The organism is Acidovorax sp. PRC11 (assembly GCF_031844105.1).
Taxonomy (GTDB): Bacteria; Pseudomonadota; Gammaproteobacteria; order Burkholderiales; family Burkholderiaceae_C; genus Paracidovorax.
This window is the reverse complement of the sequence record NZ_JAUZUQ010000001.1, coordinates 323,579-345,368: the sequence shown is the minus strand read 5'-3', so window position 1 is coordinate 345,368 and position 21,790 is coordinate 323,579. Positions and strand designations below refer to the sequence as shown.

Here is a 21,790-nt window from a genome sequence, read left to right as displayed (position 1 = left end):
CAGGGTCGGGGCGGTGCGGGAGCGTCTGCTGCATTGTCGGGGCGCCGACGGATTCAGCCAGCGACGGCCCGGGCCAGCGAACGGCCGCTGAGCCATGCGCCCTCCACCTGGCCGCCATGCAGCCAGTCGCCGCACATGCCGACCCGGTGGTCCGCATCCCACCAGTGGCCGATGGTGAGGGCCGGCGCGGTGTCGGCATAGCGCCAGCGGTGCGCGGTGGCCTGCACGTGCGCGGGGGCCGGGCCGCCCAGCGCATGGAAAGCGGCCAGCAGGGTGGCTGCCACGCTGCCGGGCTCGTCTTCGATGTGCGCTTCGCTCCATTCCGGGCTGGCGTGCAGCAGCCAGGTTTCGGTGCCTGCCGGCGCCGTGCGGCCGGGCTTGCTGCTGTCGCGCGCGATCCAGCGCAGCGGGCCGCCGTGGATGAAGGCGCCGTCGCAGGGAAGATCCACGGGCGCGGTGCAGCGCACCATCACCGCCCAGCTGCCGCGCATGCGTGCGCCGGCCGCCACCGAGACCGCGGCGGGGGCTGCCGCCTGCAGCAGGGGCACGGCCTGCGGTGCCGGTACGGCCAGCAGCACGGTGCCGTAGCGCACGGCGTGCGGCCCGTGCTCGGCGGACGTGAGGGTCCAGCCATCGCCATGGCGCTCCAGTCGCTGCACCGTGGTCTGCCACTGCGCCAGCGCGCGATCGCCCGCCAGCCGCAGGCCTTCCGCCAGCCACCCGGCGGGCGATGTCATGCGCGGGGTGCCGACGAAGCACGCCTGCGGCGTGGCCGGGGCGGTCCACGCAGCGCCTTCCAGGCGGGCCAGGCGCGCATCCCACCGTGCCGCCACGCCCTCCTTCTGCCAACGTGCCAGCTCGGCACGGAATTCCGGAGTGCTCGCCGTGAAACAGGAGACGCCATGGTCGCACTGCCAGGGGCCGGCAGGATCTTCCCCCCGGCGGGTACTCATGCGGCCCGAGGGCCCGCGGCTTTTGTCGAACATGTGGACCGCATGGCCTGCCTGCAGCAGGGCCTGCGCGCACGACAGGCCGGACAGGCCTGCGCCGATGACGGCGACGGGCGCATCGGCAACGGTGCGTGGTGAAGAGGGAATGGTCATTGCAGCGATCTGTACGTGGGTCGGCGCTTCCTGGATCACCCGGGGAAGCGGACGCAGTCATCAGGACGCGACAGGCAGGTGCAGGGGTGCGCGCGCGGCGGTCGGCGGGATCTTCCCGGCGCTCGATCAGGCCGGCGGCGACCAGCTGGTCCAGCGTGCGGATCAGTGTCGGCCCCCTCGATGCCCAGCAGATCCGCGATCACGCCCTGGCGGGTGCCGTCGCCGTGCCGGCCGATGGTGGGCACCACGCAGCCCCCCGCCTGCGACACGCCCAGCGCCGGGTACCGTCTGCTGCCACAATCAGCCGCTCGTCCCATGACGGCTCCTGTCAACTCGCGAACCCCACGTACTCGTGAAAAAACTACCCATTCTCCTGTTGTCGCTCTTCGGGTTCACTGCGGTGCGGGCCGCGGATGTCGGCATCACCATCGAGAACCTGCCGGCTGCGTCGAGCCGGGTTTTCGTGGCCGTCTATCCCAGCGCAGACGCCATGACCAAGAACAAGCCGTCGCATACGAACATCTCTGACTCGCAAGGCGAACCGACGACGGTGCTCTTCAAGGATCTGGCGCCTGGGACGTATGCCTTCGTTGCATTCGCGGACGAAAATTCCAACGGGAAGCTGGATACGAATTTCCTGGGGATACCCAGCGAGCGCTACGGGTTCTCCAACAACGTCATGGGTTTGTTCGGGCCACCGGATTTCTCCGCGGCGTCGCTGCAGCTGACGGACGAGAAAACCCGTATCGCCATCAGGCTGCGCTGATTTCCCTTCGGGTTCCAGCAGGGGCCGACGCCCGGCGCGACGTCCATTGAAGGGAGACGTCGCGCCGCCTGCCGGGCGCTCCATCAGCGAGCCGATGGCGGCGCGGCCGGAAGAAGATGCAGTGCCGCGTACTGCAGCAGCATGATCGTCTTGCCGTCCCGTATCGCTCCCGAGCCGATCATCGCCAGTGCTTCGGCGATGCCCAGCTCCATCACGGCGATGTCCTCACCCTCGGATGCGATGCCGCCGCCGGCCGATTGCCGGTCGCCGGGCCGGTACTCGCCCACGAAGAAGTGCAGCCGCTCCGTCACCGACCCGGGGCTCATGAAGGCATCGAACACCTGGCGCACTTCGCGCACGCGAAAACCCGTTTCCTCTTCCACCTCCGCACGGATGCGCGCCTCGGGTTCAGCGTCGTCGAGCAGGCCCGCAGGCGTTTCGATCAACAGATCGTCGTGCCCATTGACGAAGGCGGGATAGCGGAACTGGCGGGTGAGGACCACGGTGCGGCGGCGCGGGTCGTAGAGGAGGATGGTGGCGCCGTTGCCCCGGTCATAGGTCTCGCGCGACTGGCGCTGCCAGCTGCCGTCGCTGCGCTGGAACGAGAACGTGGTCTTCTTCAATGTGTACCAGTCGTCCGAGAGGGTGGTGACGTCTTCGATGCGGATGCGGTGGGCGATGCTCAATGGGTGGCTCCTGTCCGTGTGATGCCGCGTGGTCGGGCGCTGCCCGCCGCCCGGCAGGTGTGCAGTGTCGTGGCCGGGCCGTGAGGCCGGTACGCAGGTTTGTTAATGCAACCTGATTGCGTTAACATCGTCGCCACCCGCCCGCCTGCACGCCGTGGCGGGGCATCCACTTTCCCGATACTCCGGCGGGCGGCCTGCACGCTTGCCTGCCCACCCGCGCCTGCGCGGGCGTCGTCGACAATACGCCATGCCATTTTCTCCCGTTCCCGGTCCGCGCGCGTGGGCCCTCCTGCTGGGGGCCGCGCCCGTCGCCGCGCTGGCGCAGTCCGTTTCGCCGCAGGATGCCCCGGTGGCCTCCCTGCCGCAGGTCGAGGTGCGCGAACGCGCCGAAACCCCGCGCCTGGCACAGCCGGCCACATCCGCCTCGCGCCTGGGGCTCACCGTGCGCGAAACGCCGGCCTCGATCGACGTGGTGCCGCGCGAGCAACTGGCCGAGCGCGGGCTGCGCACGGTGTCCGAGGCGGCGCAGGGGGCCGTGGGCGTGCTGGCCGGGGATTTCCCCGCCGAGCCGGCCGCGTTCTCGATGCGCGGCTTCGCCAACAGCCAGATCAACACCCTCTACAACGGCATCAAGATCGGCCCGCCGAACATGACCTCGCGCGTCATGGGCACGGCCCATCTGGAGCGCGTCGAATTCCTCAAGGGGCCCGCCTCGCTGATGTCGGGCGAGGGGGCCGCGGGCGGTGCGGTGAACTTCGTCACGCGCGCGCCGCACCGCGGGCCCGTCGAGACCGAGGTGACGCTTGCCGCCGGCTCGTTCGGCGAACGCCGCTTCTCCATCGGGGCCGGCGGCACCACGGCCTGGAAGGACGTGGACTTCCGCCTGGACGCCAGCGGCTCCGACGGCGACGGATTCGTGCACGACACCGGCCAGCGCCTCTGGCACCTGTCGGGCGGGCTGGACTGGCACCTCAAGCCCGGGCTCAGGCTGTTCGTGGCGGCGGAGGTGCAGCGCGACCGCGGCCATCCCTACTGGGGCACGCCGCTGGTGTCGGCCGGCTCCGCGGGCGTCGAGGCGGAGCCGGGCGTGGTCTCGGGCACCTACACCTCGGGCTTCAACGGCAGTGTGCTGGGCCCGGTGGCGATCGACCGGCGCACGCTGCGCACCAACTACAACGTGCTGGACAACCGCAACGAGGCGCGCGAGACCTGGCTGCGCACCGGCGCGGACTGGCGCATCGATGCGGCCTGGGCGGTGCGCACCCAGTTCTACCGCTACACCGCCACGCGTTCCTGGCTGAACAACGAGGTGCTCGCGTTCAACACCGGTACCGGCCTGGTGGACCGCGAACGCTTCTTCGTCGCGCAGGACCAGACCACCACCGGCAACAAGACGGAGCTGCAATGGGACGGCCGGATCGCGGGCCTGGAGAACCGGGCCGTCGCCGCGCTCGAATTCAGCCACACCGACCTGTCGCGCCCCGGCGCCGCGAATTTCCCGGGCGACAGCGTGTCGCTCGTGGCGCCCGACCGCGGCTTCTACGGCCCGCTCGTGCAGCAGTTGCAGACCACGCGCCTGCGCAACACGGCGCTCGCGCTGGAGGACCGGCTGCGCCTCACGCCCGCCGTGGCGCTCGTCGCCGGGCTGCGCCACGAGTCGATCGAACTGGACCGCACCTCCACCGATGCGGCCGGCGCGGCGCGGCGGGGCTTTCCCTATGGCAAGACCTGGCACCCGACCACCGGCCGATTGGGCCTGACCTGGGAAGCCGCGCCGGGCACCATGCTCTACGCCCAGGCCGCGACCGGCGCCGACGTGGCCGCCAACAACATCTTCCTGCTCGGGCCCACGCAGCCGCTCGATCTGACGCGTGCGCGCAATGCCGAGGTCGGCGTCAAGCAGAGCTTCTGGCAGGAGCGCGGCGAATGGACGCTCGCGCTCTACGACGCCGGGCGCCGCAACGTCTATGCCGGGCAGGGCGGCCAGTCGCTCGCGCGGGCGGGCGCGCTGCAGTCGCGCGGCGCGGAACTCTCGCTCGCGCTGCGGCCCAACGCGGCGTGGAGCGTGTGGACGCAGCTCGCCGTGAACCGCGCGCGTTACGAGGATTTCGAATTGGCCAACGGCACCTCGTTCTCCGGCCACACCCCGCCCAACGCACCGAAGGTGATGGGCAGTGTCGGCGCGGCCTACCGCTTCACGGCGGGCCGGCCCATGCAGGTCTCGGCCTCGCTGCGGCACGTGGGCGAGCGCTTCCACAGCGATGCGAACACCGTGCGGCTCGCGTCCTACCGCGTGCTGGACGCTTCCTGGAGCGTGGACGTCGCCCCGGGCACCCAGCTCACGCTGCGCGGCCGCAACCTGACCAACCGGGTCTACGCGGCCTGGGCGGACCCGTTCTACCCCGACCAGATCCTGCTCGGCGCGCCTCGCAGCTTCGAGCTGGCGCTGCGCTGGACGCTGTGAGCTCGGAAGGCTGACGGACGTGTCGGTCGCATTGCAGGCCCAGGGCCTCGGATGGTGCTCGCCCCGCGGCGACTGGCTGCTGCAGGGCGTGGGCGTGCAGGCCGCGCGGGGCGAATGCGTGGCGCTGGTCGGCCCCAATGGTGCCGGCAAGAGCACGCTTATGAAGCTGCTGGCGGGCCGCATCGCGCCCACGGCGGGCGCGGTGCGCTGGCTCGGGCAGGACGTGGCCCGCTGGCCGGCGGCCGAGCGTGCGCGCTGCGTGGCGGTGCTCGGGCAGGACGATGCGGCGCAGGGCGGCCTGCGCGCGTGGGACTACGTGGCGCTCGGCCGCCTGCCGCACGAAGGCCGCACGGCCGCTGCCGACCATGCGCGCGCCGTCGCGGACGCACTGCGCACCTGCGGCGTGCAGGCGCTGGCCGATCGCGCACTGGCCAGCCTCTCCGGCGGGGAGCGCCAGCGCATGCACCTGGCCCGTGCGCTCGCCCAGTCGCCGGAGCTGCTGCTGCTCGACGAACCCACCAACCACCTCGATCTCGCGGCGCGCGCCGACGTGCTGGCGCTGGTGCGCGGCCTGGGCATCACCGTGGTCGCCGTGCTGCACGAACTGGCGCTGGTGCCGTCGTTCGCCGACCGGGTCTGGGTGCTGCAGTCCGGCCGGCTCGCCGCGGAAGGCCCGCCCGCCGAGGCGCTGCGCGGCGAATGCGTCTCGCAGGTGTTCGGCATGGAGCTGGTGCACACGCGCCATCCCCGGCATGGCGGCCTGCTGTGGTCGTTCGAGCGGGGGGCGGCATGACCATGAACGGATGGCGGCGCCGGATCGTGGCCGTGGCCGTGGCGCTGGCCTGGGTATCCGCCGCGGGACTGGCGATGGGGCAGGGCGCGCACGCGGCCGACGCCTCATACCCCGTGACGGTTTCCAACTGCGGCGAGCCGCTGCGCATCGACAAGCCCCCGCGGCGGCTGGTCGTACACGACCTCAACATGACGGAGATGGCACTCGCGCTCGGCCTGCGGCCCGTGCTCGTCGGCGTGACGGGCATCACCGGCTGGTACAAGCAGACCGGCGAGGCGCTGCTGCGCACGCTGGACGGGGTGCCCGAGCTGGCGCCCAAGTACCCCACGCTGGAAACGCTGGTGGCCGCTAGGCCCGATCTGTTCTTCGCGGGCTGGTACTACGGCATGCAGCCCGGAGGCGAGGTGACACCCGACACGCTCGCGCGGCACGGCATCCAGACCCTGGTGCTGACCGAAAGCTGCGCGCAGAACCGCGCCGACAAGCCGCATGCCACCATGGAGCTGCTCTACGGCGACATGCTGCGCCTGGGCCAGGTGTTCGGCCGCAGCGCGCAGGCACGGCAGCTGGTGGATGGCTGGCGCGCGCGCGTGGCCGCCGCGGCGCGGCCTGCGCTCACCGGCCGGCCGGGCGTCTTCGTCTACGACTCCGGCGAGGACAAACCCTTCACCGCCGGCCGGGCCGCCATGCCCACCGCGCTCATCGATGCCGCGGGCGGCCGCAACGTGCTGGACGACCTGCCCATGAGCTGGGGCAACGCCGCCTGGGAGGCCGTCGCGCGGCGCAATCCGCAGTTCATCATCCTGCTCGACTACCAGAACGGCCAGGGGCCGGACCACCTGGAGCGCGTGCTGCGGGAGCACCCCGCCATGCGCCTGACGGATGCCGTGCGCAACGGCCGCTTCATCGTGCTGCGCTACGCCGAGCTGACACCCGGGCCGGCCAACATCGACGCCATCGAGAAGATCGCCCGGGCGCTGCGGAGCGCGCGGTGAGCGTGCGTGCTCCGCGGGCGGGCTGGCGCCGCTGGATGCCGGGGCTGCTCCCGTTCGCGGTGGTGGCGCTCGTGATGCTGTCGCTCATGTCCGGCGGCGTGCCGATCGGCGTGCACGACGTGCTTTCGGCCCTGACCGGCCCCAGCGGTCCCGCCGATTCCGGTGCCGCGATGGCCCAGGCCATCGTGCGCGACCTGCGCCTGCCGCGCGTGCTGCTCGCGATGGCGGTGGGTGGCGCGCTGGCGCTCGTCGGCAGCCTGCTGCAGACGACCACGCGCAACGACCTCGCCGATCCCTTCCTGTTCGGGCTCTCGTCGGGCGCATCGGCCGGCGCGGTGGCCGTGATCACGTTCGCCGGCACGGCGCTCGGCATGTGGACGTTGCCGCTCGCCACGTTCGCGGGCGCACTCGTCGCGGCCGCGGCGGTGCTGCTGATCGTGCGCGGCGGCGCGGGGCAGGGGCCCGCGCGGACCGTGCTGGCCGGCGTGTCGGTCTCGTTCCTGTTCGGCGCGCTCACGCATGCGCTGATCTTCGCGGGAGACCAGCGCGCCGCGCATTCCGTCGTCTTCTGGTCGCTCGGCGGGCTGGGGCTCGCCCGCTGGGACAACCTCTGGCTGGCCGGCGCGGGCCTCTTGGTGCCGGTGCTGTTCGTCGCCCGGCGCCACCGGGCGCTCGATGCGCTGCTGGCGGGCGACGACACCGCCCACAGCCTGGGCGTGGACCCGCAGCGGCTGCGCACGCAGACCTTCGTGGTGGCGGCCTTCGCCACGGCCTGCTGCGTCGCGCTCACCGGCCTGATCGGCTTTGTCGGACTCATGGTGCCGCACCTCGCGCGCCGCTGGAAGGGGCCGCTGCACGGCGCGTCGTCGCCCGCCGCGGTGGCGCTGGGCGCCGTGCTGCTGCTGGCGAGCGACCTCGTCGCCCGCACGCTGCTGGGCGCGCAGGAGCTGCCCGTGGGCATCGTCACCTCGGGGCTGGGGGCGTGTTTCGTGATCGTGCTGCTGCGGCGGGGCGAAGGCGGCGCGTGAGGCGAGCAGCGCACTGAGCCTGCGCATACATGGAAGGGCCTGGGTGCCGCGAGACGAGACGGCGCGGCATGCTGAATGCCCCGCGCCCTGCACGCCGTTGTGCCGGAGAAACCGGATAAGCCGAAGAAAGGCCTTGGCAGGTCATCGCAAAAAAAGCCTGGCTACGCGGGAAAACCGTTGGCTGGCAAAAACGACCCTTGGGACCCTTGACGGGCCCGGAGTCGCCCCACGATGAAACCTGTCTGGAGCGGCTGGCCCGATCGCCTGGGAGGCGGTGGGGTCGGCGATTGACTGCAGTGTAGCACTGAATGAGAATGCTTATCAATACAAATATTCGTCGAATGGTTATCGGGAAGGGCGGTACGGCGATGGCGGAGCGTCCGCTTACCTTGAGCGCCGTACGGGCCCTGCGCCCAGGAGGAAGAAGGCATGGAAGCTGGTCCGGAACCGGTGCTCGCCGAGCACCGCGCATTGCTCGCCGAATACGGCCGCGCGCAGCGGCGCTGCAGCCGCGATCTTGCGGCGCAGGCGCGCCGCATCGAGGATCTGCAGGCCGAAGCGGTGCGGCTGCGGGCGCGCGCGATCGTGGCCGAGACAGCGCTGGCCTATGCGCAGGAAGACCGGCGCGTGCAGGAAGAGGCGCTGCCCGGCCTGCGCCGGCGCCGCGCGCTGGCCCGGCAGGTGGAGGGGCTGACGCACCGCCTGCAGTGCCTGATGCGCGAGGTGCTGCACTGGCAGTGGCATGCCGGGGCGCGCGACACGGCGCCGGGCGTGGCTACGGGCTCCATGCCGGCGCTGGCCGCCGCACCGGAGCTGAGCGGGACGTCCGCCACGATAAGGAAGTCCGTCGTGTGCATCGCCCGGGGTCCGCGCGGCGCGCTGGTTGCGCAGCCCTTCGGTGGTGCGGAGGCATTCGCTTCGGCCTCCGATGCCGCGGACATACAGCAGGAAGCGGCCTCCACGCAAGACGACCCCGCCGCGTTCGAGGCCAGCCTGCGGGCCGCCGATTTCGTCATCTGCCAGACCGGTTGTGTCAGCCACGACGACTACTGGCGCGTGCAGGACCACTGCCGCCGCACCGGCAAACCATGCGTGCTGGTGGACCAGCCGCAGGTGGTGCACGTCATGCGGGGCCTGGCCCGCGTCGGGACGCGGGAAACGGCATCCTGAGTCCTGACGTTCTGGCGCAAGAGCGTGCCGGCCGGCGCGCTGTCCGGTGACCCGCCCAGGGCCGTCAGGCCCCGATTCCCTGCCGATACGACCGGTGCGCCAAGCCTGTCAATCCATCGTCATCAGGCTCGCATTGCCGCCCGCCGCGGCCGTGTTGATGCTCACCGCCCGCTCCGCCACCAGGCGTTCCAGCGCCACGTTCGCATCGCCGGGTGCATGGCCCGAGACGCCCACGATCGGCCCGGGGCGCGCCGCCACTGCCCGGCAGACGTCGCGCAGTCCCTCGGGCGTGCCGTGGTGCAGCACCGCATCCAGGGCCACTGCCGGGGCCTGCCAATCGGCCACCAGCACCGTGCGCTCCTGTACCGCCGGGGGCAGGGTGGCGTGCAGCGTGGCCGCGGAAGCGGGCCACACGGCATGGCCGCCCACGGCCAGCACCGCGGCCAGTTGCAGCAGCCGGTCGGCATCGCTGCCGGCCAGGCACAGGACGCGCTCGCGCGGCAGCACGCTGTACTGGTTGCGCTCCCCGGTAGGGCCCGGGAGCAGCACCACGGCGCCTGCGGGCGATTGCCGGGCGAAGGCGGCGCAGGCGGCGTGCAGTGCGGTGTGGCGCGCCGTGGCCGCCCAGTCCGCGAGCGCCTGCAGCGGGGCCATGGCCGGACGCTCACCCGGCACGCCGCGTACCGCGGCAGCGTCCGTGCCCACCGCGGCGACGGCGGTGCGCGCCGCGCCCGCAGGCGCCTGCGCCACCAGCCGCAGCAGATAGAGCGGGCCGCCCGCCTTCGGCCCCGTGCCGGAGAGGCCTTCGCCGCCGAACGGCTGCACGCCGACCACTGCGCCCACCATGTTGCGGTTCACGTAGAGGTTGCCGGCGCGCGCGCGGCGCAGCACGCGTTCCACGGTTTCGTCGATGCGCGTGTGCAGCCCCTGCGTGAGCCCGTAGCCGGTCGCGGCGATCTGGTCCAGCAGCGCGTCGAGCCCGCTGCGCGGATAGCGCACCACGTGCAGCACCGGCCCGAAAATCTCGCGCTCCAGCTCCGAAAGGTCCTTCAGTTCGATCAGCGTGGGCGGCACGTAGGTGCCCGCGGCATCGGCCTCCCGCGGCACCGGCACCTGGTGCACCCTGCGGCCCTTCGCGCGCAGGGCGTCGATGTGCCGCAGGATGCCCGCGCGCGCCTCGTCGTCGATGACCGGGCCCACGTCCACCGCCAGCCGGTCGGGGCGGCCCACCTGCAGTTCCGCCATCGCGCCGCGCAGCATCTCGAGCACGCGGTCGGCCACGTCCTCCTGCAGGCACAGCACGCGCAGCGCCGAGCAGCGCTGGCCCGCGCTGTCGAAAGCGGAGGCGACGGCGTCCGCCACCACCTGCTCCGCGAGCGCGGAGGAGTCCACGATCATCGCGTTCTGCCCGCCCGTCTCGGCGATCAGCGGCACCGGCCGGCCCGCGGCATCCAGCCGGCCCGCCACGCTGCGCTGCAGGATGCGGGCGACGTCGGTGGAGCCGGTGAACAGCACCCCCATCACGCGCGCATCGCCCACCAGCCGCGCGCCCACGGTCTCGCCGCGGCCCGGCAGCAATTGCACCGCGCCGCGCGGCACGCCCGCGCCGTGCAGGATGCGCACGGCCTCCGCCGCCACCAGCGGGGTCTGTTCCGCGGGCTTGGCCAGCACCGTGTTGCCCGCGGCGAGCGCCGCGGCCACCTGGCCCATGAAGATCGCGAGCGGGAAATTCCAGGGGCTGATGCAGACCACGGGGCCCAGCGGCGCCCAGCCGCCGCCGGCCGATTGCGAATCCGCCTGCGCGGCATAGAAGCGCAGGAAATCCACCGCCTCGCGCACTTCGGCGACGCCGTTCGCGCAGGTCTTGCCTGCCTCGCGCACCAGCAGCGAGAGCAGGGCGGGCATGCGCTCTTCCAGTGCATCGGCGGCGCGGCGCAGCGCGGCGGCGCGTGCCGCGGCCGGTGTGGCGGCCCAGGCAGGCGCAGCCTCCTGCGCCCACTGCAGGGCCTGCGCGGCATCGCCTTCGGTGGCCTCCTGCACGGTGCCCACCACGTCGGCATGCCATGCGGGATTGCGCACCGGCTCGCGCGGCCCGCCCTCCGCCGGGCCGGCCAGCAGCGGAGCCGCCTCCCAGGCCTGCTGCGCATGCTGCCGCAGCGCATCGGCCAGCGGCTCCAGCACCGCGTCGCTCGCCAGGTCCAGCCCGGCGGAATTGCGCCGCTCCGTGCCGTAGAGGGCCGGCGGCAGCGGAATGCGCGGGTGCGCCCGGCCGGGCGGCGTTTCCGCGGCCACGGCGGCCACGGGGTCGGCCACCAGGCTGTCCAGCGGCAGCGTGGCGTCGGCCACCCGGTTCACGAACGAGGTGTTGGCACCGTTCTCCAGCAGCCGCCGCACCAGGTAGGCCAGCAGCGTCTCGTGCGTGCCGACGGGCGCATACACCCGGCACGGCCGGTTCAGGCCCGCCGCGCCCACCACCTGCTCGTAGAGCGGCTCGCCCATGCCGTGCAGGCACTGGAACTCGTACTGGCCCGGCGCGTAGCGCTCCGGCCCGGCCAGCTCGTGGATCGCGGCCAGCGTGTGGGCGTTGTGCGTGGCGAACTGCGGATACACGGCATCCGGCGCGGCCAGCAGCCGGCGCGCGCAGGCGATGTACGACACGTCGGTGTGCGCCTTGCGCGTGTAGACCGGGTAGTCCGCGAGTCCGTCCACCTGCGCGCGCTTGATCTCGCTGTCCCAGTAGGCGCCCTTCACCAGCCGCACCATCAGGCGGTGGCCCGAGCGCCGCGCGAGATCGACCACGTAATCGATCACGAACGGGCAGCGCTTCTGGTAGGCCTGGATGACGAAGCCGATGCCGTTCCAGCCCGCGAGCGAGGGCGCCTCGCACAGCGCTTCGAGCAGGTCGAGCGAAATCTCCAGCCGGTCGGCTTCCTCGGCGTCGATGTTCAGCCCGATGTCGTAGCCGCGCGCCAGCTCCGCCAGCCCCAGCACGCGGGGGAACAGCTCCTGCATCACCCGGGCGTGCTGGGCCCGGCTGTAGCGCGGGTGCAGTGCCGAGAGCTTGATGGAGATGCCGGGGCCTTCGTAGGGGCCGCGGCCCGCCGATGCCGTGCCGATGGCGTGGATCGCATCCACGTACGACTGCAGGTAGCGCTCGGCGTCGGCCCCGGTGAGCGCGGCCTCGCCCAGCATGTCGTAGGAGTAGCGGAAGCCCTGCGCCTCGCGCGGGCGGGCGTTCGACAGCGCCTGGCCGATGGTCTCGCCCGTCACGAACTGCTCGCCCATCATGCGCATCGCCACGTCCACGCCCTTGCGCACCAGCGGCTCGCCGCCGCGCGCGGTGATGCGCCGCAGCGCCGCGCCCAGGCCCTGCTCGCTGTGGGTCGCCACCAGCCGGCCCGTGAGCAGCAGGCCCCAGGTGGCGGCGTTCACAAACAGCGAGGGGCTCTTGCCCAGGTGCGCCTCCCAGTCGCCGCCGCCGATCTTGTCGCGGATCAGCGCGTCGCGCGTGGCGGCATCCGGAATGCGCAGCAGCGCCTCCGCCAGGCACATCAGGGCCACCCCCTCCTGCGAGGACAGCGCGAACTCCTGCAGCAGCCCCTGCACCCAGCCGGCCCGGCCGCTGGCCGCCTTGCGCTCGCGCAGCCCGCCGGCCAGCCGCATCGCCAGCGCCTGCACGCGCCCGGCCGCGGGCCCGTCGATCCGTGCGGCCTCCAGCAGCGGCGCCACGGCGTCCGGCTCGGGAATGCGGCAGGCCGCCGCGATGGCCTGGCGCAGGGGCGAGGCGAGGGGCGCGCCGGCATGCGGGGCGAAGTCGGCGAACGGGGCGGAATGCAGGAGCGGCTGAGGGGCGTTCATGGCGACGGGGCAGTGGAGTGAATTTCCGCCATCATCCGTCTCTGTTCGACGAATGAATGCGTAAAAATACGTGATATCGATGAATCATTCACTGTAAGTTGGAGGTGTCATGGAGGAACTGGATCGCATAGACCGCAAGATCCTGGCGATCCTGCAAAGCGACGGCCGCATCGCCAACCTCAAGCTCGCGGAAAGCGTCGCGCTCTCGCCTACGGCGGTGCTGGCGCGGGTGCAGCGGCTCACGCGGGAGGGCTACATCCTGGGGTACGAGGCACGGCTCAATCCCCAGAAGCTCGGTGCCGGCATGCTGGTGTTCGTCGAGGTGCTGCTCGACCGCACCACGCCGAACGTGTTCGACCAGTTCAAAGCCGCCGTGCAGGTGCATCCCGCCATCATGGAGTGCCACATGGTGGCCGGTGGCTTCGACTACCTGCTCAAGACGCGGCAGGCCGACATGAACGCCTACCGCCAGTTCGCCGGCGAGGTGCTCTGGCAATTGCCCGGCGTGCGCGAAACCCGCACCTACGCGGTGATGGAAGAGGTGAAGCATTCCTTCCACCTGGCGCTGGAAGCGCGCGCAACGCGGTCCTGAGCCGCGCAATGTCCGCAATAATCTCCGGCAGCACCGTGTGGCGCGGCGATCCACCGCTCCCGGTGGCCCCGGTTCCCGCCCGCGCCCCTTTCCGAGGAGTTCCCGATGACCGCCTGCCGTTTCGCCCTGTACGCCGCCGCGCTGTCCGCGGGGCTCTGGAGTGCCGCCGCGTCCGCCGCCTGCTACATCGTCTATTCGCCCGCCCAGCAGGTGATCTACCGCTCGCAGACCCCGCCGGTCGATTTGTCGCGGCAGATCCACCAGACCCTGCCGGCCGTCGCGCCGGGCAGCACGATGGTGTTCTCGCTCGATTCCAGCGACTGCCAGGTGGAATTCAACCGCCTGCCCGCCGCTGCCTCGATGCCCGCCGCGCGCCGGGGCCTGCCCCCCTACGACCCGGTGCCGCGCCTCGTGCGTCCCGCGCGCAGCTGACCGGCGCCGACCGCCGTACTCGTTGGCGGTCCGGCGGGCCTGAGACAATCGGGGGATGAGCGACCCCACCGATGACACCGCGAATCTTCAGATCCCCGAACTCCCCGCACCGGCCCCCGGTGCCGCCGATCTTCCGCCCGGCTGGCTGGAGGTCACGTCCATGGACATGGATGCCCAGGGCGTGGCCCGCAGGCCCGACGGCAAGGTCGTCTTCATCGACGGCGCCTTGCCCTTCGAATGGGTGAGCGCCAACACCCACCGCAAGAAGAACAACTGGGAGCAGGCCAGCCTCACCGCCATCCACCGCGAGTCGCCCCAGCGCGTGCGCCCCGGCTGCCCGCATTTCGGGCTGCATGCCGGCGCCTGCGGCGGCTGCAAGATGCAGCACCTGCACGTCGGCGCGCAGGTGGCCGTGAAGCAGCGCGTGCTGGAGGACAACCTCTGGCACCTGGGCAAGGTGAAGGCCGAGATGGTGCTGCGCCCCATCGAGGGTCCGGCCTGGGGCTACCGCTACCGCGCGCGCCTCGCCGTGCGCCACGTCGCCAAGAAGGGCAAGGTGCTGGTGGGCTTCCATGAGCGCAAGAGCCGCTACATCGCCGACATGGAGGTCTGCCCGGTGCTGCCGCCCCACGTGAGCGCCTTGCTCATGCCGCTGCGCGAGCTGATCGCCTCCATGGATGCGCGCGACACCTGCCCGCAGATCGAGCTGGCCTGCGGCGATGACGTCACCGCCCTTGTGCTGCGCCACCTGGAGCCGCTCTCGGACGCCGACCTCGACCGGCTGCGCGCCTTCGCCGCCGCGCACGGCGTGCAGTGGTGGCTGCAGCCCAAGGGGCCGGACACCGTGCGCCTGCTGGACGAAGGCGGCCCGCAGCTCGCCTATGCGCTGCCGGATTTCGGCATCACCATGCCGTTCAAGCCCACCGATTTCACGCAGGTGAACCCGCACATCAACCGCGTGCTGGTGACGCGCGCCCTGCGCCTGCTGGATGCCGGCCGCGACGACCGCGTGATCGACTGGTTCTGCGGCCTGGGCAACTTCACGCTGCCCATCGCCACCCTGGCCCGCGAGGTCGTCGGCATCGAGGGCAGCGAGGCGCTGGTGGCCCGCTCGCGCGAGAACTACCGCAAGAACCAGGAGGGCCGTCCGCAGGGGCAGGCGCTGGCCGCCACCACCTTCGTGGCGCGCAACCTGTTCGAGATGACGCCGGAGATGCTGATCGCCGACGGCGTGGCGGGCAAATGGCTGGTCGATCCTCCGCGGGAGGGCGCATTCGCCCTCGCCAAGGCGCTGGCCGACATCCACCAGGCGCGCATCGGCGCGGAAGACGCGCCGCCCCTGCCGGCCTCGGCCGAAGGCTGGACGCCGCCGCAGCGCATCGTCTACGTGAGCTGCAACCCGGCGACGCTCGCGCGCGACGCGGGCCTGCTGGTGCACCAGGCGGGCTACCGCTGCGTGGCGGCCGGCGTGGTGAACATGTTCCCCCACACGGCGCACGTGGAGAGCATGGCGGTGTTCGAGCGCGCCTGAACGCCTCGGCGCAACCCGGCCGCCCCGCGCGGAGGCCGGGCCCGCAGGGGCAGCGTCGGCGTCGTCAGCTGCGGCTGCGTCCGGCCCCGCCTTCGCGCGTCTCGGCCTCGCTGCGGCGGGCCGGCGCCGCGGGCGCGGCCGGCGGCTTCTCCAGGTTGCTCAGCACCGAGGGCGCTCCCTCGAGCTTGTTCTCGCGCATGTACTGGTCCATCTCCTTCCAGCCGGCGAACACCTGGGCCTTGGCCGCCTTCGGATTGAGGGTGAAGCAGTCCTCCAGCCCGCGCAGGGCGTGCCGGCAGGCACCGCCGATGGCCTTGGCCTCGGACTCCTTCTGCACGGCGCGCGGGTCCGGCCCCAGCCCGGGAATGTCGCAGCCCGCGAGCAGCAGGGGCGCGGCCAGGCACGCGGCGACCCACGCAGCGCGTGGGCGTGGGCACGGCGCGGCCGGGCGGGTGGGGGAGCGGCGGTAAGGCATCTTCCAGACATTATCGGCAGTGCGGCCGGATCATTGAGGGCGGAGCGCCGCGAAGGACGTGACGGCACCGCCAAAAAAGAAAAAGGCCTCGCGGGGCGGAGGCCTTCTTCGTGCGGACGGGAGCGGTGGCCCCGGACCAGCGTGGGGGCACCGGGGCGGTCAGTCGCGCTCGCCGCCCATGATGCCCAGCAGGGCCAGCAGGCTCTGGAACACGTTGAAGACGTCCAGGTACAGCGCCAGCGTCGCGCTGATGTAGTTCGTCTCGCCGCCGTCCAGGATCTGCTTCAGGTCGTAGAGCATGTAGGCGCTGAAGATGCCGATGGCCGCCACCGAGATCGCCATCATGCCGGCCGAGGAGCCCACGAAGACGTTGATCACCGAGCCGACCACCAGCACCATGGCGCCCACGAAGAGCCACTTGCCCATGCCGGAGAGGTCGCGCTTGATGACGCTCGCGAGGCTGGCCATGACGAAGAACACGCCCGCGGTGCCCGCGAAGGCCGTCATGATGAGGTCGGTGCCGTTCTTGAAGCCCAGCACCATGCCGATGAGGCGCGACAGCATCAGGCCCATGAAGAACGTGAAGCCCAGCAGCACGGGAACGCCGGCCGCGGAGTTCTTGGTCTTCTCGATGGCGAACATGAAGCCGAACGCGCCGCCCAGGAAGACGATGAGGCCCACGCCGCCCCGCAGGGACTCCGTGATGCCCGTGGCCACGCCGAGCCATGCGCCCAGCACCGTGGGCAGCATGCTCAGCGCGAGCAGCCAGTAGGTATTGCGCAGCACGCGGTGCCGCTGCTCCTGCGAGATGCCGTATCCCGCGGAGTCGTAGGTGGTGACCCGGTCGTTCATCATTGTCGTTCTCTCCCTTTGCCTGTTGAGGCCTGCACATCGCAGACGGACAAATTCTAGGTGGAGGCTTTCAGGCAGCTTTCAAATAACCTTTGCCACTCCCGACCTTTTGGGATGGAGTGTTTTGCCGGGAATCCGTCCGAAGGGGCCCCTGGCGGGCGCTATCCTGCACGAGGTACCGCACTGCCAGTCGCGGTCGCGGTGTTCCGCATTCCCGCTCCCGTTCCATTTCCCCTCATTTCCCGAAACCATTCCATGAAGACCCGACACGCACTCGAATACGCCGACGTCAAGAAGATCGCCGCCGCCGCGGAAGCCGAGGCCGCCAGCAACGGCTGGGCCGTGACCATCGCCATCGTGGACGACGGCGGCCACCTGCTGTCGCTGCAGCGCCTGGACGGCGCCGCGCCGCTGTCGTCGCACATCGCGCCCGGCAAGGCCCGCACGGCCGCGCTGGGCCGCCGCGAGAGCAAGTTCTACGAAGACACCATCAACGGGGGCCGCACGGCCTTCCTCACGGCGCCGTTCATCGACGGCATGCTGGAAGGCGGCGTGCCGATCATGAAGGACGGCCAGTGCCTGGGCGCCGTCGGCGTGAGCGGCGTGAAGTCGAGCGAGGACGCGCAGATCGCCCGCGCGGGCATCGCCGCCATCGGCCTCTGATCGGAACGCCCTGCAGGCGGGGCGCCCGACGGACGGCGTCGCCCCCTGCGTCGCGCCCATGAAAAATGTCCGATGTCAAGTCCCCGCTGTGGACCTGCACCGGCCTAAAACCCCTTACGCCACAGGCAGTTAGGCCTGGATCGGTCACTCTTTGGTGGTTGGCCTGCGTGGGCTAGGTGCCACATGGGAGCATGGCGGTGGCAAACACCGTCATGCTCTGGAGGGGGTTTCCCCCTCCGTGGAGGAACCAGTCAGGCAGCGATCGACGCCTCTGCGGCAGTTTTCGCCGCCTGCGACACGCTTTCGCGAAGCCGCACAGAGGCAGCGGCATCTGGGGTCGAACGGGTCACCTTGACGGCGGCCTGCGACGGCCAGTCCGTCGAACCGGTCAGAATGACCCCAGGCTGCTCGCCGAACTCGTTGGCGAGCCGCTGCCGGATCGACTCAGGGACAAAGGCAGCGCCGGGCAGCGCATACGCCAGGTACTCCACGAAGTACGGGTGCTTGTGCCAGCGCCCACCGTCAACGGCGCGCTCCATCGAACGCTCGAAGTGGGACAGCAGAACAGCCAGCGCACCTTGGCGCTGAGTTCCCTGGTCGGGCGAACGCATCCAGTCGTACCCGGTGCGCTTGACCTGCTCGCGCTCCTTGTACGGCATGGGCACGAAGCCCAGCGTCGCCTGCGCTTCCTCGAAGAGCTGATGCCGCTCGCTGTGCGCCTTGATGTCAGCGGGCAGCCTTCCATCAAAGGTGAAGGAGCAGAAGCGGCAGTGGTGCGCACCGCCGTCCATGTCCACGTGGCTGGCCAATTGCGCTTCGTAGCGCTTCTCCAGCTCGTGGAAGTGGCGCACTCCATACTCGGCCGCGGCAACGGCATTGAGCCGTTGCATATGCGTCAGGTCGGGGAGTGTGGCTTTGGCCGCCTTGGCGGCCTTCTTGAGGCGGGCCAGATCGGCCCATGTGATGGTGTTCATCTTCATTGGTTTCTCAATCGAAGACTCCTAGGGTCCGCTCAGTAGGAATCCGACCAAGATTCCAATGGAAATCGCCATTGGTAGTGAGTGAACTTTGCCATTGCGGACGGCCAGCACCTACCCGTGCATGGTGCCATCTTAGCAAGTTCAGCCAGGCGTGTGCGCCGGCAGGCTCTTCTGCGCTTTGCGCTTGGCATCCACCCGCCTAAAGCCCCGGTCCCCCGCCATGAACGCCTCTAGCATGTGCGGGATCAGCGTGGCCGCATCGGCCGCCTCGCCGTAGGTCTGTGCGTGCAGCGCGGCATAGCGGTCGAGTTCAGCCTTCAGACTGGTCGGGCAAGAGAACGTGAGCTTCGTGGCCTCGGTCTTGGGCAGCGGCCCCAGCCGCAGTTTCTTGGAGGTGTTCATTTCGCGGCTCCCCGGTTGAAGAACAAGGGCTGGTACGGACGCAAGACGAGGTCGCGGTTGGCGATGATGCGCACCGGCAGGCCCGGCCGCTCGGTCAGGGTGGGCTGGATGTTCATGTTGCGCCGGGTCATCTCCTGGCCGACCTGGTTCACGCTGTCCTGCAGGCTGTCGCGCCCGGCGATGATGACGCGGTTGCCGTCCTGCCGGTTCTGCGGCGCGGCCAACTCGGCGCCCACGCCCAGCAACGTGGTCAGCGCCGCGCCCGCGAAGACGCGATCCCAGTGCCAATCGACGCCATCCTCCAGGCCGGCGTAGCCGGCAGGATCGGTGCCCGCGAGGTTGTCGAGCTTCAGCGACGACGTGTCGGGCAGGATGATGCGGTTCCACACCACCTGCACGCGGCTTTGCCCGTAGCTCACTTGGCTGTTGTACTTGCCCTGGATGCGCGAGCCCTGCGGGATCAGCAGGAACTTGCCCGTGGCCGTGTCATAGACCGGCTCCGTCACGGTGGCGATCACGTCGCCCGGAAGATCGGACTTGATACCCGTCACCAGCGCACCCGCGATCACGGTCCCAGCCATGACCTGGTACGGCGAGGCTGGCATCTGCAGATTGCCGGAATTGAGGGTTTCCGTAGAACCGCCTTTCAGGAAAGCCTCTTTCTGGTCTTGCCGGTTCTGCGCAGCGGTGGGGTCGGTGGGTTGGGCCGCCGTCGAGGCCGGCCCGGCAGCCAGAGGATCGAACCCCGCCAAGGTCGATGCCGAACCGGCGGCGGCGACTTGCGCGGTCGCTGGCGCACTCGTCTTGCCGGGCGTGCCCGAGCGGAAGAATACCGACGAAGCCGCTGCGGCATCGGCCTCCTTGCGCCGTGCATCATCCGGGTCGTTGCCCGGCGGCGCATAGGTGGGCGTCGCCGGCTGCTGCGACTTCACGATCGCCGGGCCGAGATCGCCCGGCAGCGGCGGCCCCAGCTCGGGCACCTTCGCGGGCAGTTTGGAATAGTCCGAAGGCAGGCCGTCCAGCCCTTCGGACTTAGAGACACGATCTACGTTGTACAGCTCGGTCTGCTCGCCTGCATTGCGCCGGTGCGGCTGCAATGACCAGATCGTGGCTCCGAGCACGGCAACCGACAGGCCGCCGGTGAGGATGGCCAGCGTGCGTCGGTTCAGGCGCGTGACCGGACGCGGCTGCGCGCGCAGCGCCACCGCCTCGGGTGCCACCTTGCCCGCCTGCGGCGCAAGGTCAGGAGAATCGTCCTGGCTCATGGTCAGTTCCTCCGCGTGCCACTCGAAGCACCATCCGTGCGCTCAATCCGCACCACGTCGCCTTCAGTGCCCTTGCCGCCACCCAGGCGCAGCTCGGCCGCGCCGAACAGGCGATCGACGATGTAGTACGGCGAGCGGAAGCGGTAGTTCACCAACTGCCCATCGCCCTGCGCACCGATCACGAACAGCGGCGGCAGTTCGCCCTGGGCGATGCCCGGCGGGAACTGGATGTAGACCTTCTCGCCGTCATCGAAGGCGCGCAGCGGCTTCCACGGCGGATTGCTGCCGCTGACTGCGTAGCGGAAACGGATCTTCTCCAGCGACAGGCCAGTATCGACCGAAGCGGCAGTGCTGGCCGCCTGCGCCTGGCGCTGCAGGGCCAGCATCTTGTCCTTGGGGTACTCCCAGGACACCGAAGCCATCCATGTCTTCTCAGTCGAGGTCAGCTCCAGCAGATAGGTGCGCCGGCTGGTAGTGACGACCAGATTGGTCTTGAGGCCCGAGCGGATGGGCTTGACCATCACGTTGACGCGCAACGCATCACCGCTGCCGCTCGATGTGTCCCCAACGATCCAGCGCACGGTATCGCCAGCGGCCACCGTCACCAGTTCCTCGCCCGGTTGCAGCGAAACCACCGTCACGCGGCCCACGGCTGCATAGACCTGGTACAGCGCGCCATCGGTGAAGGGCCACACCTGGATCGCATTGACGTAGCCCTCGCGCGTGGGCGCCACACGGGCCTCGGCATTGGCACGCGACACGCGCACCTTTTCGTCGGCAGGCTCTGGCGCAGGCTTGGCTTCTTCACCTTCGGGCAGCGGCTTCAGCTGCGACGGCAGCGCGAGCGGCTGGGGCACCGTGACCACCTCCACCGGCTTGGGTGGCTCCGGCAGCGGCTGGGCCTGCACCGGCTCATCGAGCGAGATGGCCGGCGGCGGCTTGCCCTGCGAAGCGCAGCCTGCAAACAGGACGGTGGATGCCAGCAGGATCGCCGGCAAGGCGGATTTACGCAAAAGATCATTCATGGTTTTGCTCCTTCGTTTCCTTCCAGCTCACGGCTCCACGACAGCCCGTTGACGTAGATGCCCAGGGGGTTCTTGCGCAGCCGCTGCTCGGTGCGAGGGGTCTGCTGCACGATGGAAACCACTGCGTTCCAGCGTTCGGTGCGATCCAGCGCACCGTTCACAAAGCGCGTCTCCGTCCAGCGCACGTTGAACGACTGGTCGCTGGCGCGGGTCACGCTGCTGATCTGCACCGTCACCGACTCCTTGCCGATGCGCGCGAACGGATCGTTCACGCGGGCGTACTCGTTGAGCGCCACGGCACCCTTGTCCGTGGTGTAGTTGTAGGCATCGAGCCAGTTCTGCCGCACGACGATGGAGTCGATGGACAGCGAGCGCACCAGCCCGATGAAGCGGCCCAGGTGATAGGCCATCTGCGCATCGTTGGGTCGATATGGCGTGGCGGCCTCGCCGACCGCGCGCACCTGGCCCGCGTTGTCCACCTCCACCACGTAGGGCGTCACGATGGACTGCGCGGAACGCCAGACCAGGCCGCCCGCCATCAGCACGGCCAAGGTGAGGCAGCCCAGTGCCATGAAACGCCAGTTCTTTGCCTGCACGCGGGCCGAGCCGATACGCTCGTCCCACACCTGGCCTGCGGCTTGGTACGGAGTGGCAGGTTGCGGTGTGTCGGCGTAGCGCAGCTGCGGTCGTTTGAATCGCATGGGAGTTCT

Annotated in this window: 20 protein-coding genes and 1 pseudogene; 10 read left to right on the top strand and 11 right to left on the bottom strand. The window is 70.5% G+C overall.

Features of this window, described 5'->3' with window-relative positions; genetic code table 11:
• Positions 1–53: 53 nt before the first annotated feature.
• Both Q9R47_RS01570 and Q9R47_RS01565 read right to left on the bottom strand, forming a co-directional pair.
• Positions 54–1,103 (bottom strand): NAD(P)-binding protein, encoded by a 1,050-nt coding sequence (locus Q9R47_RS01570; protein ID WP_311231439.1) that lies wholly within the window; start codon positions 1,101–1,103, stop codon positions 54–56.
• An 85-nt stretch (positions 1,104–1,188) separates the two neighbouring features.
• Positions 1,189–1,420: pseudogene (locus tag Q9R47_RS01565) on the bottom strand (MarR family winged helix-turn-helix transcriptional regulator); the annotation flags it as partial.
• A 35-nt stretch (positions 1,421–1,455) separates the two neighbouring features.
• Between Q9R47_RS01565 and Q9R47_RS01560 the strand changes: the two are divergent.
• On the top strand, positions 1,456–1,869 hold the full coding sequence (locus tag Q9R47_RS01560; protein ID WP_311231438.1) for a DUF2141 domain-containing protein: 414 nt from the start codon (positions 1,456–1,458) through the stop codon (positions 1,867–1,869).
• 83 nt (positions 1,870–1,952) lie between these two features.
• Here Q9R47_RS01560 and Q9R47_RS01555 read toward each other — a convergent pair whose 3' ends face one another.
• Complete coding sequence (locus Q9R47_RS01555) at positions 1,953–2,555, bottom strand: NUDIX domain-containing protein (RefSeq protein WP_311231437.1); 603 nt, start codon at positions 2,553–2,555, stop codon at positions 1,953–1,955.
• A 247-nt stretch (positions 2,556–2,802) separates the two neighbouring features.
• Here Q9R47_RS01555 and Q9R47_RS01550 point away from each other — a divergent pair, with 247 nt between their 5' ends.
• The 5 genes from Q9R47_RS01550 to Q9R47_RS01530 all read left to right on the top strand — a co-directional run bounded on the left by Q9R47_RS01550 (position 2,803) and on the right by Q9R47_RS01530 (position 9,005).
• The gene (locus Q9R47_RS01550) at positions 2,803–5,019 is read left to right on the top strand and encodes a TonB-dependent receptor (protein ID WP_311231436.1); all 2,217 of its coding nucleotides are present in this window, start codon (positions 2,803–2,805) and stop codon (positions 5,017–5,019) included.
• A 19-nt stretch (positions 5,020–5,038) separates the two neighbouring features.
• Positions 5,039–5,812 (top strand): ABC transporter ATP-binding protein, encoded by a 774-nt coding sequence (locus Q9R47_RS01545; protein ID WP_311231435.1) that lies wholly within the window; start codon positions 5,039–5,041, stop codon positions 5,810–5,812.
• On the top strand, positions 5,809–6,807 hold the full coding sequence (locus Q9R47_RS01540) for an ABC transporter substrate-binding protein (protein ID WP_311231434.1): 999 nt from the start codon (positions 5,809–5,811) through the stop codon (positions 6,805–6,807). Before Q9R47_RS01545 ends, Q9R47_RS01540 begins: the two co-directional genes overlap by 4 nt.
• Positions 6,804–7,835, top strand: coding sequence for an iron ABC transporter permease (locus Q9R47_RS01535; protein WP_311231433.1), 1,032 nt, complete (start codon positions 6,804–6,806; stop codon positions 7,833–7,835). Before Q9R47_RS01540 ends, Q9R47_RS01535 begins: the two co-directional genes overlap by 4 nt.
• A 429-nt stretch (positions 7,836–8,264) precedes the next feature.
• Complete coding sequence (locus Q9R47_RS01530) at positions 8,265–9,005, top strand: DUF2325 domain-containing protein (RefSeq protein ID WP_311231432.1); 741 nt, start codon at positions 8,265–8,267, stop codon at positions 9,003–9,005.
• Positions 9,006–9,113: 108 nt separating this feature from the next.
• Here Q9R47_RS01530 and putA read toward each other — a convergent pair whose 3' ends face one another.
• Positions 9,114–12,863 (bottom strand): trifunctional transcriptional regulator/proline dehydrogenase/L-glutamate gamma-semialdehyde dehydrogenase, encoded by a 3,750-nt coding sequence (gene putA / locus Q9R47_RS01525; protein ID WP_311231431.1) that lies wholly within the window; start codon positions 12,861–12,863, stop codon positions 9,114–9,116.
• A gap of 109 nt (positions 12,864–12,972) precedes the next feature.
• Here putA and Q9R47_RS01520 point away from each other — a divergent pair, with 109 nt between their 5' ends.
• The 3 genes from Q9R47_RS01520 (at position 12,973) to rlmD (ending at position 15,418) form a co-directional block, all read left to right on the top strand.
• Positions 12,973–13,455 carry an Lrp/AsnC ligand binding domain-containing protein gene (locus Q9R47_RS01520; protein WP_311231430.1) on the top strand — a complete coding sequence of 161 codons (483 nt, stop codon included), beginning with the start codon at positions 12,973–12,975 and terminating at the stop codon, positions 13,453–13,455.
• 105 nt (positions 13,456–13,560) lie between these two features.
• Positions 13,561–13,887: a hypothetical protein gene (locus tag Q9R47_RS01515; protein WP_311231429.1), complete on the top strand. Its 327-nt coding sequence runs from the start codon at positions 13,561–13,563 to the stop codon at positions 13,885–13,887.
• A 55-nt stretch (positions 13,888–13,942) separates the two neighbouring features.
• Complete coding sequence (gene rlmD, locus Q9R47_RS01510; protein ID WP_311231428.1) at positions 13,943–15,418, top strand: 23S rRNA (uracil(1939)-C(5))-methyltransferase RlmD; 1,476 nt, start codon at positions 13,943–13,945, stop codon at positions 15,416–15,418.
• A gap of 64 nt (positions 15,419–15,482) precedes the next feature.
• Here the strand turns inward: rlmD and Q9R47_RS01505 are convergent, their stop codons facing one another.
• Both Q9R47_RS01505 and Q9R47_RS01500 read right to left on the bottom strand, forming a co-directional pair.
• Complete coding sequence (locus Q9R47_RS01505; RefSeq protein WP_311231427.1) at positions 15,483–15,893, bottom strand: hypothetical protein; 411 nt, start codon at positions 15,891–15,893, stop codon at positions 15,483–15,485.
• A 159-nt stretch (positions 15,894–16,052) separates the two neighbouring features.
• Positions 16,053–16,745: a Bax inhibitor-1/YccA family protein gene (locus Q9R47_RS01500; protein WP_311231546.1), complete on the bottom strand. Its 693-nt coding sequence runs from the start codon at positions 16,743–16,745 to the stop codon at positions 16,053–16,055.
• Between the two features lie 255 nt (positions 16,746–17,000).
• On the opposite strand from Q9R47_RS01500, the gene Q9R47_RS01495 reads away from it, so the two are divergent.
• Complete coding sequence (locus tag Q9R47_RS01495; protein WP_311231426.1) at positions 17,001–17,408, top strand: heme-binding protein; 408 nt, start codon at positions 17,001–17,003, stop codon at positions 17,406–17,408.
• Positions 17,409–17,659: 251 nt separating this feature from the next.
• Here the strand turns inward: Q9R47_RS01495 and Q9R47_RS01490 are convergent, their stop codons facing one another.
• The 5 genes from Q9R47_RS01490 to trbF all read right to left on the bottom strand — a co-directional run bounded on the left by Q9R47_RS01490 (position 17,660) and on the right by trbF (position 21,781).
• A complete protein-coding gene (locus tag Q9R47_RS01490; protein ID WP_154163165.1) occupies positions 17,660–18,388 on the bottom strand; it encodes a hypothetical protein in 729 nt (242 codons plus the stop codon).
• A 141-nt stretch (positions 18,389–18,529) separates the two neighbouring features.
• Entirely contained in the window at positions 18,530–18,790 is a 261-nt protein-coding gene (locus Q9R47_RS01485; protein WP_154163164.1) for a DUF2274 domain-containing protein, read from the bottom strand.
• Complete coding sequence (locus tag Q9R47_RS01480; protein ID WP_311231425.1) at positions 18,787–20,055, bottom strand: TrbI/VirB10 family protein; 1,269 nt, start codon at positions 20,053–20,055, stop codon at positions 18,787–18,789. The genes Q9R47_RS01485 and Q9R47_RS01480 overlap by 4 nt, the downstream gene beginning before the upstream one ends.
• 2 nt (positions 20,056–20,057) lie before the next feature.
• Complete coding sequence (gene trbG, locus Q9R47_RS01475) at positions 20,058–21,080, bottom strand: P-type conjugative transfer protein TrbG (protein ID WP_154163162.1); 1,023 nt, start codon at positions 21,078–21,080, stop codon at positions 20,058–20,060.
• Positions 21,077–21,781: a conjugal transfer protein TrbF gene (trbF, locus tag Q9R47_RS01470; RefSeq protein WP_154163161.1), complete on the bottom strand. Its 705-nt coding sequence runs from the start codon at positions 21,779–21,781 to the stop codon at positions 21,077–21,079. Before trbF ends, trbG begins: the two co-directional genes overlap by 4 nt.
• Between the last annotated feature and the right edge of the window lie 9 nt (positions 21,782–21,790).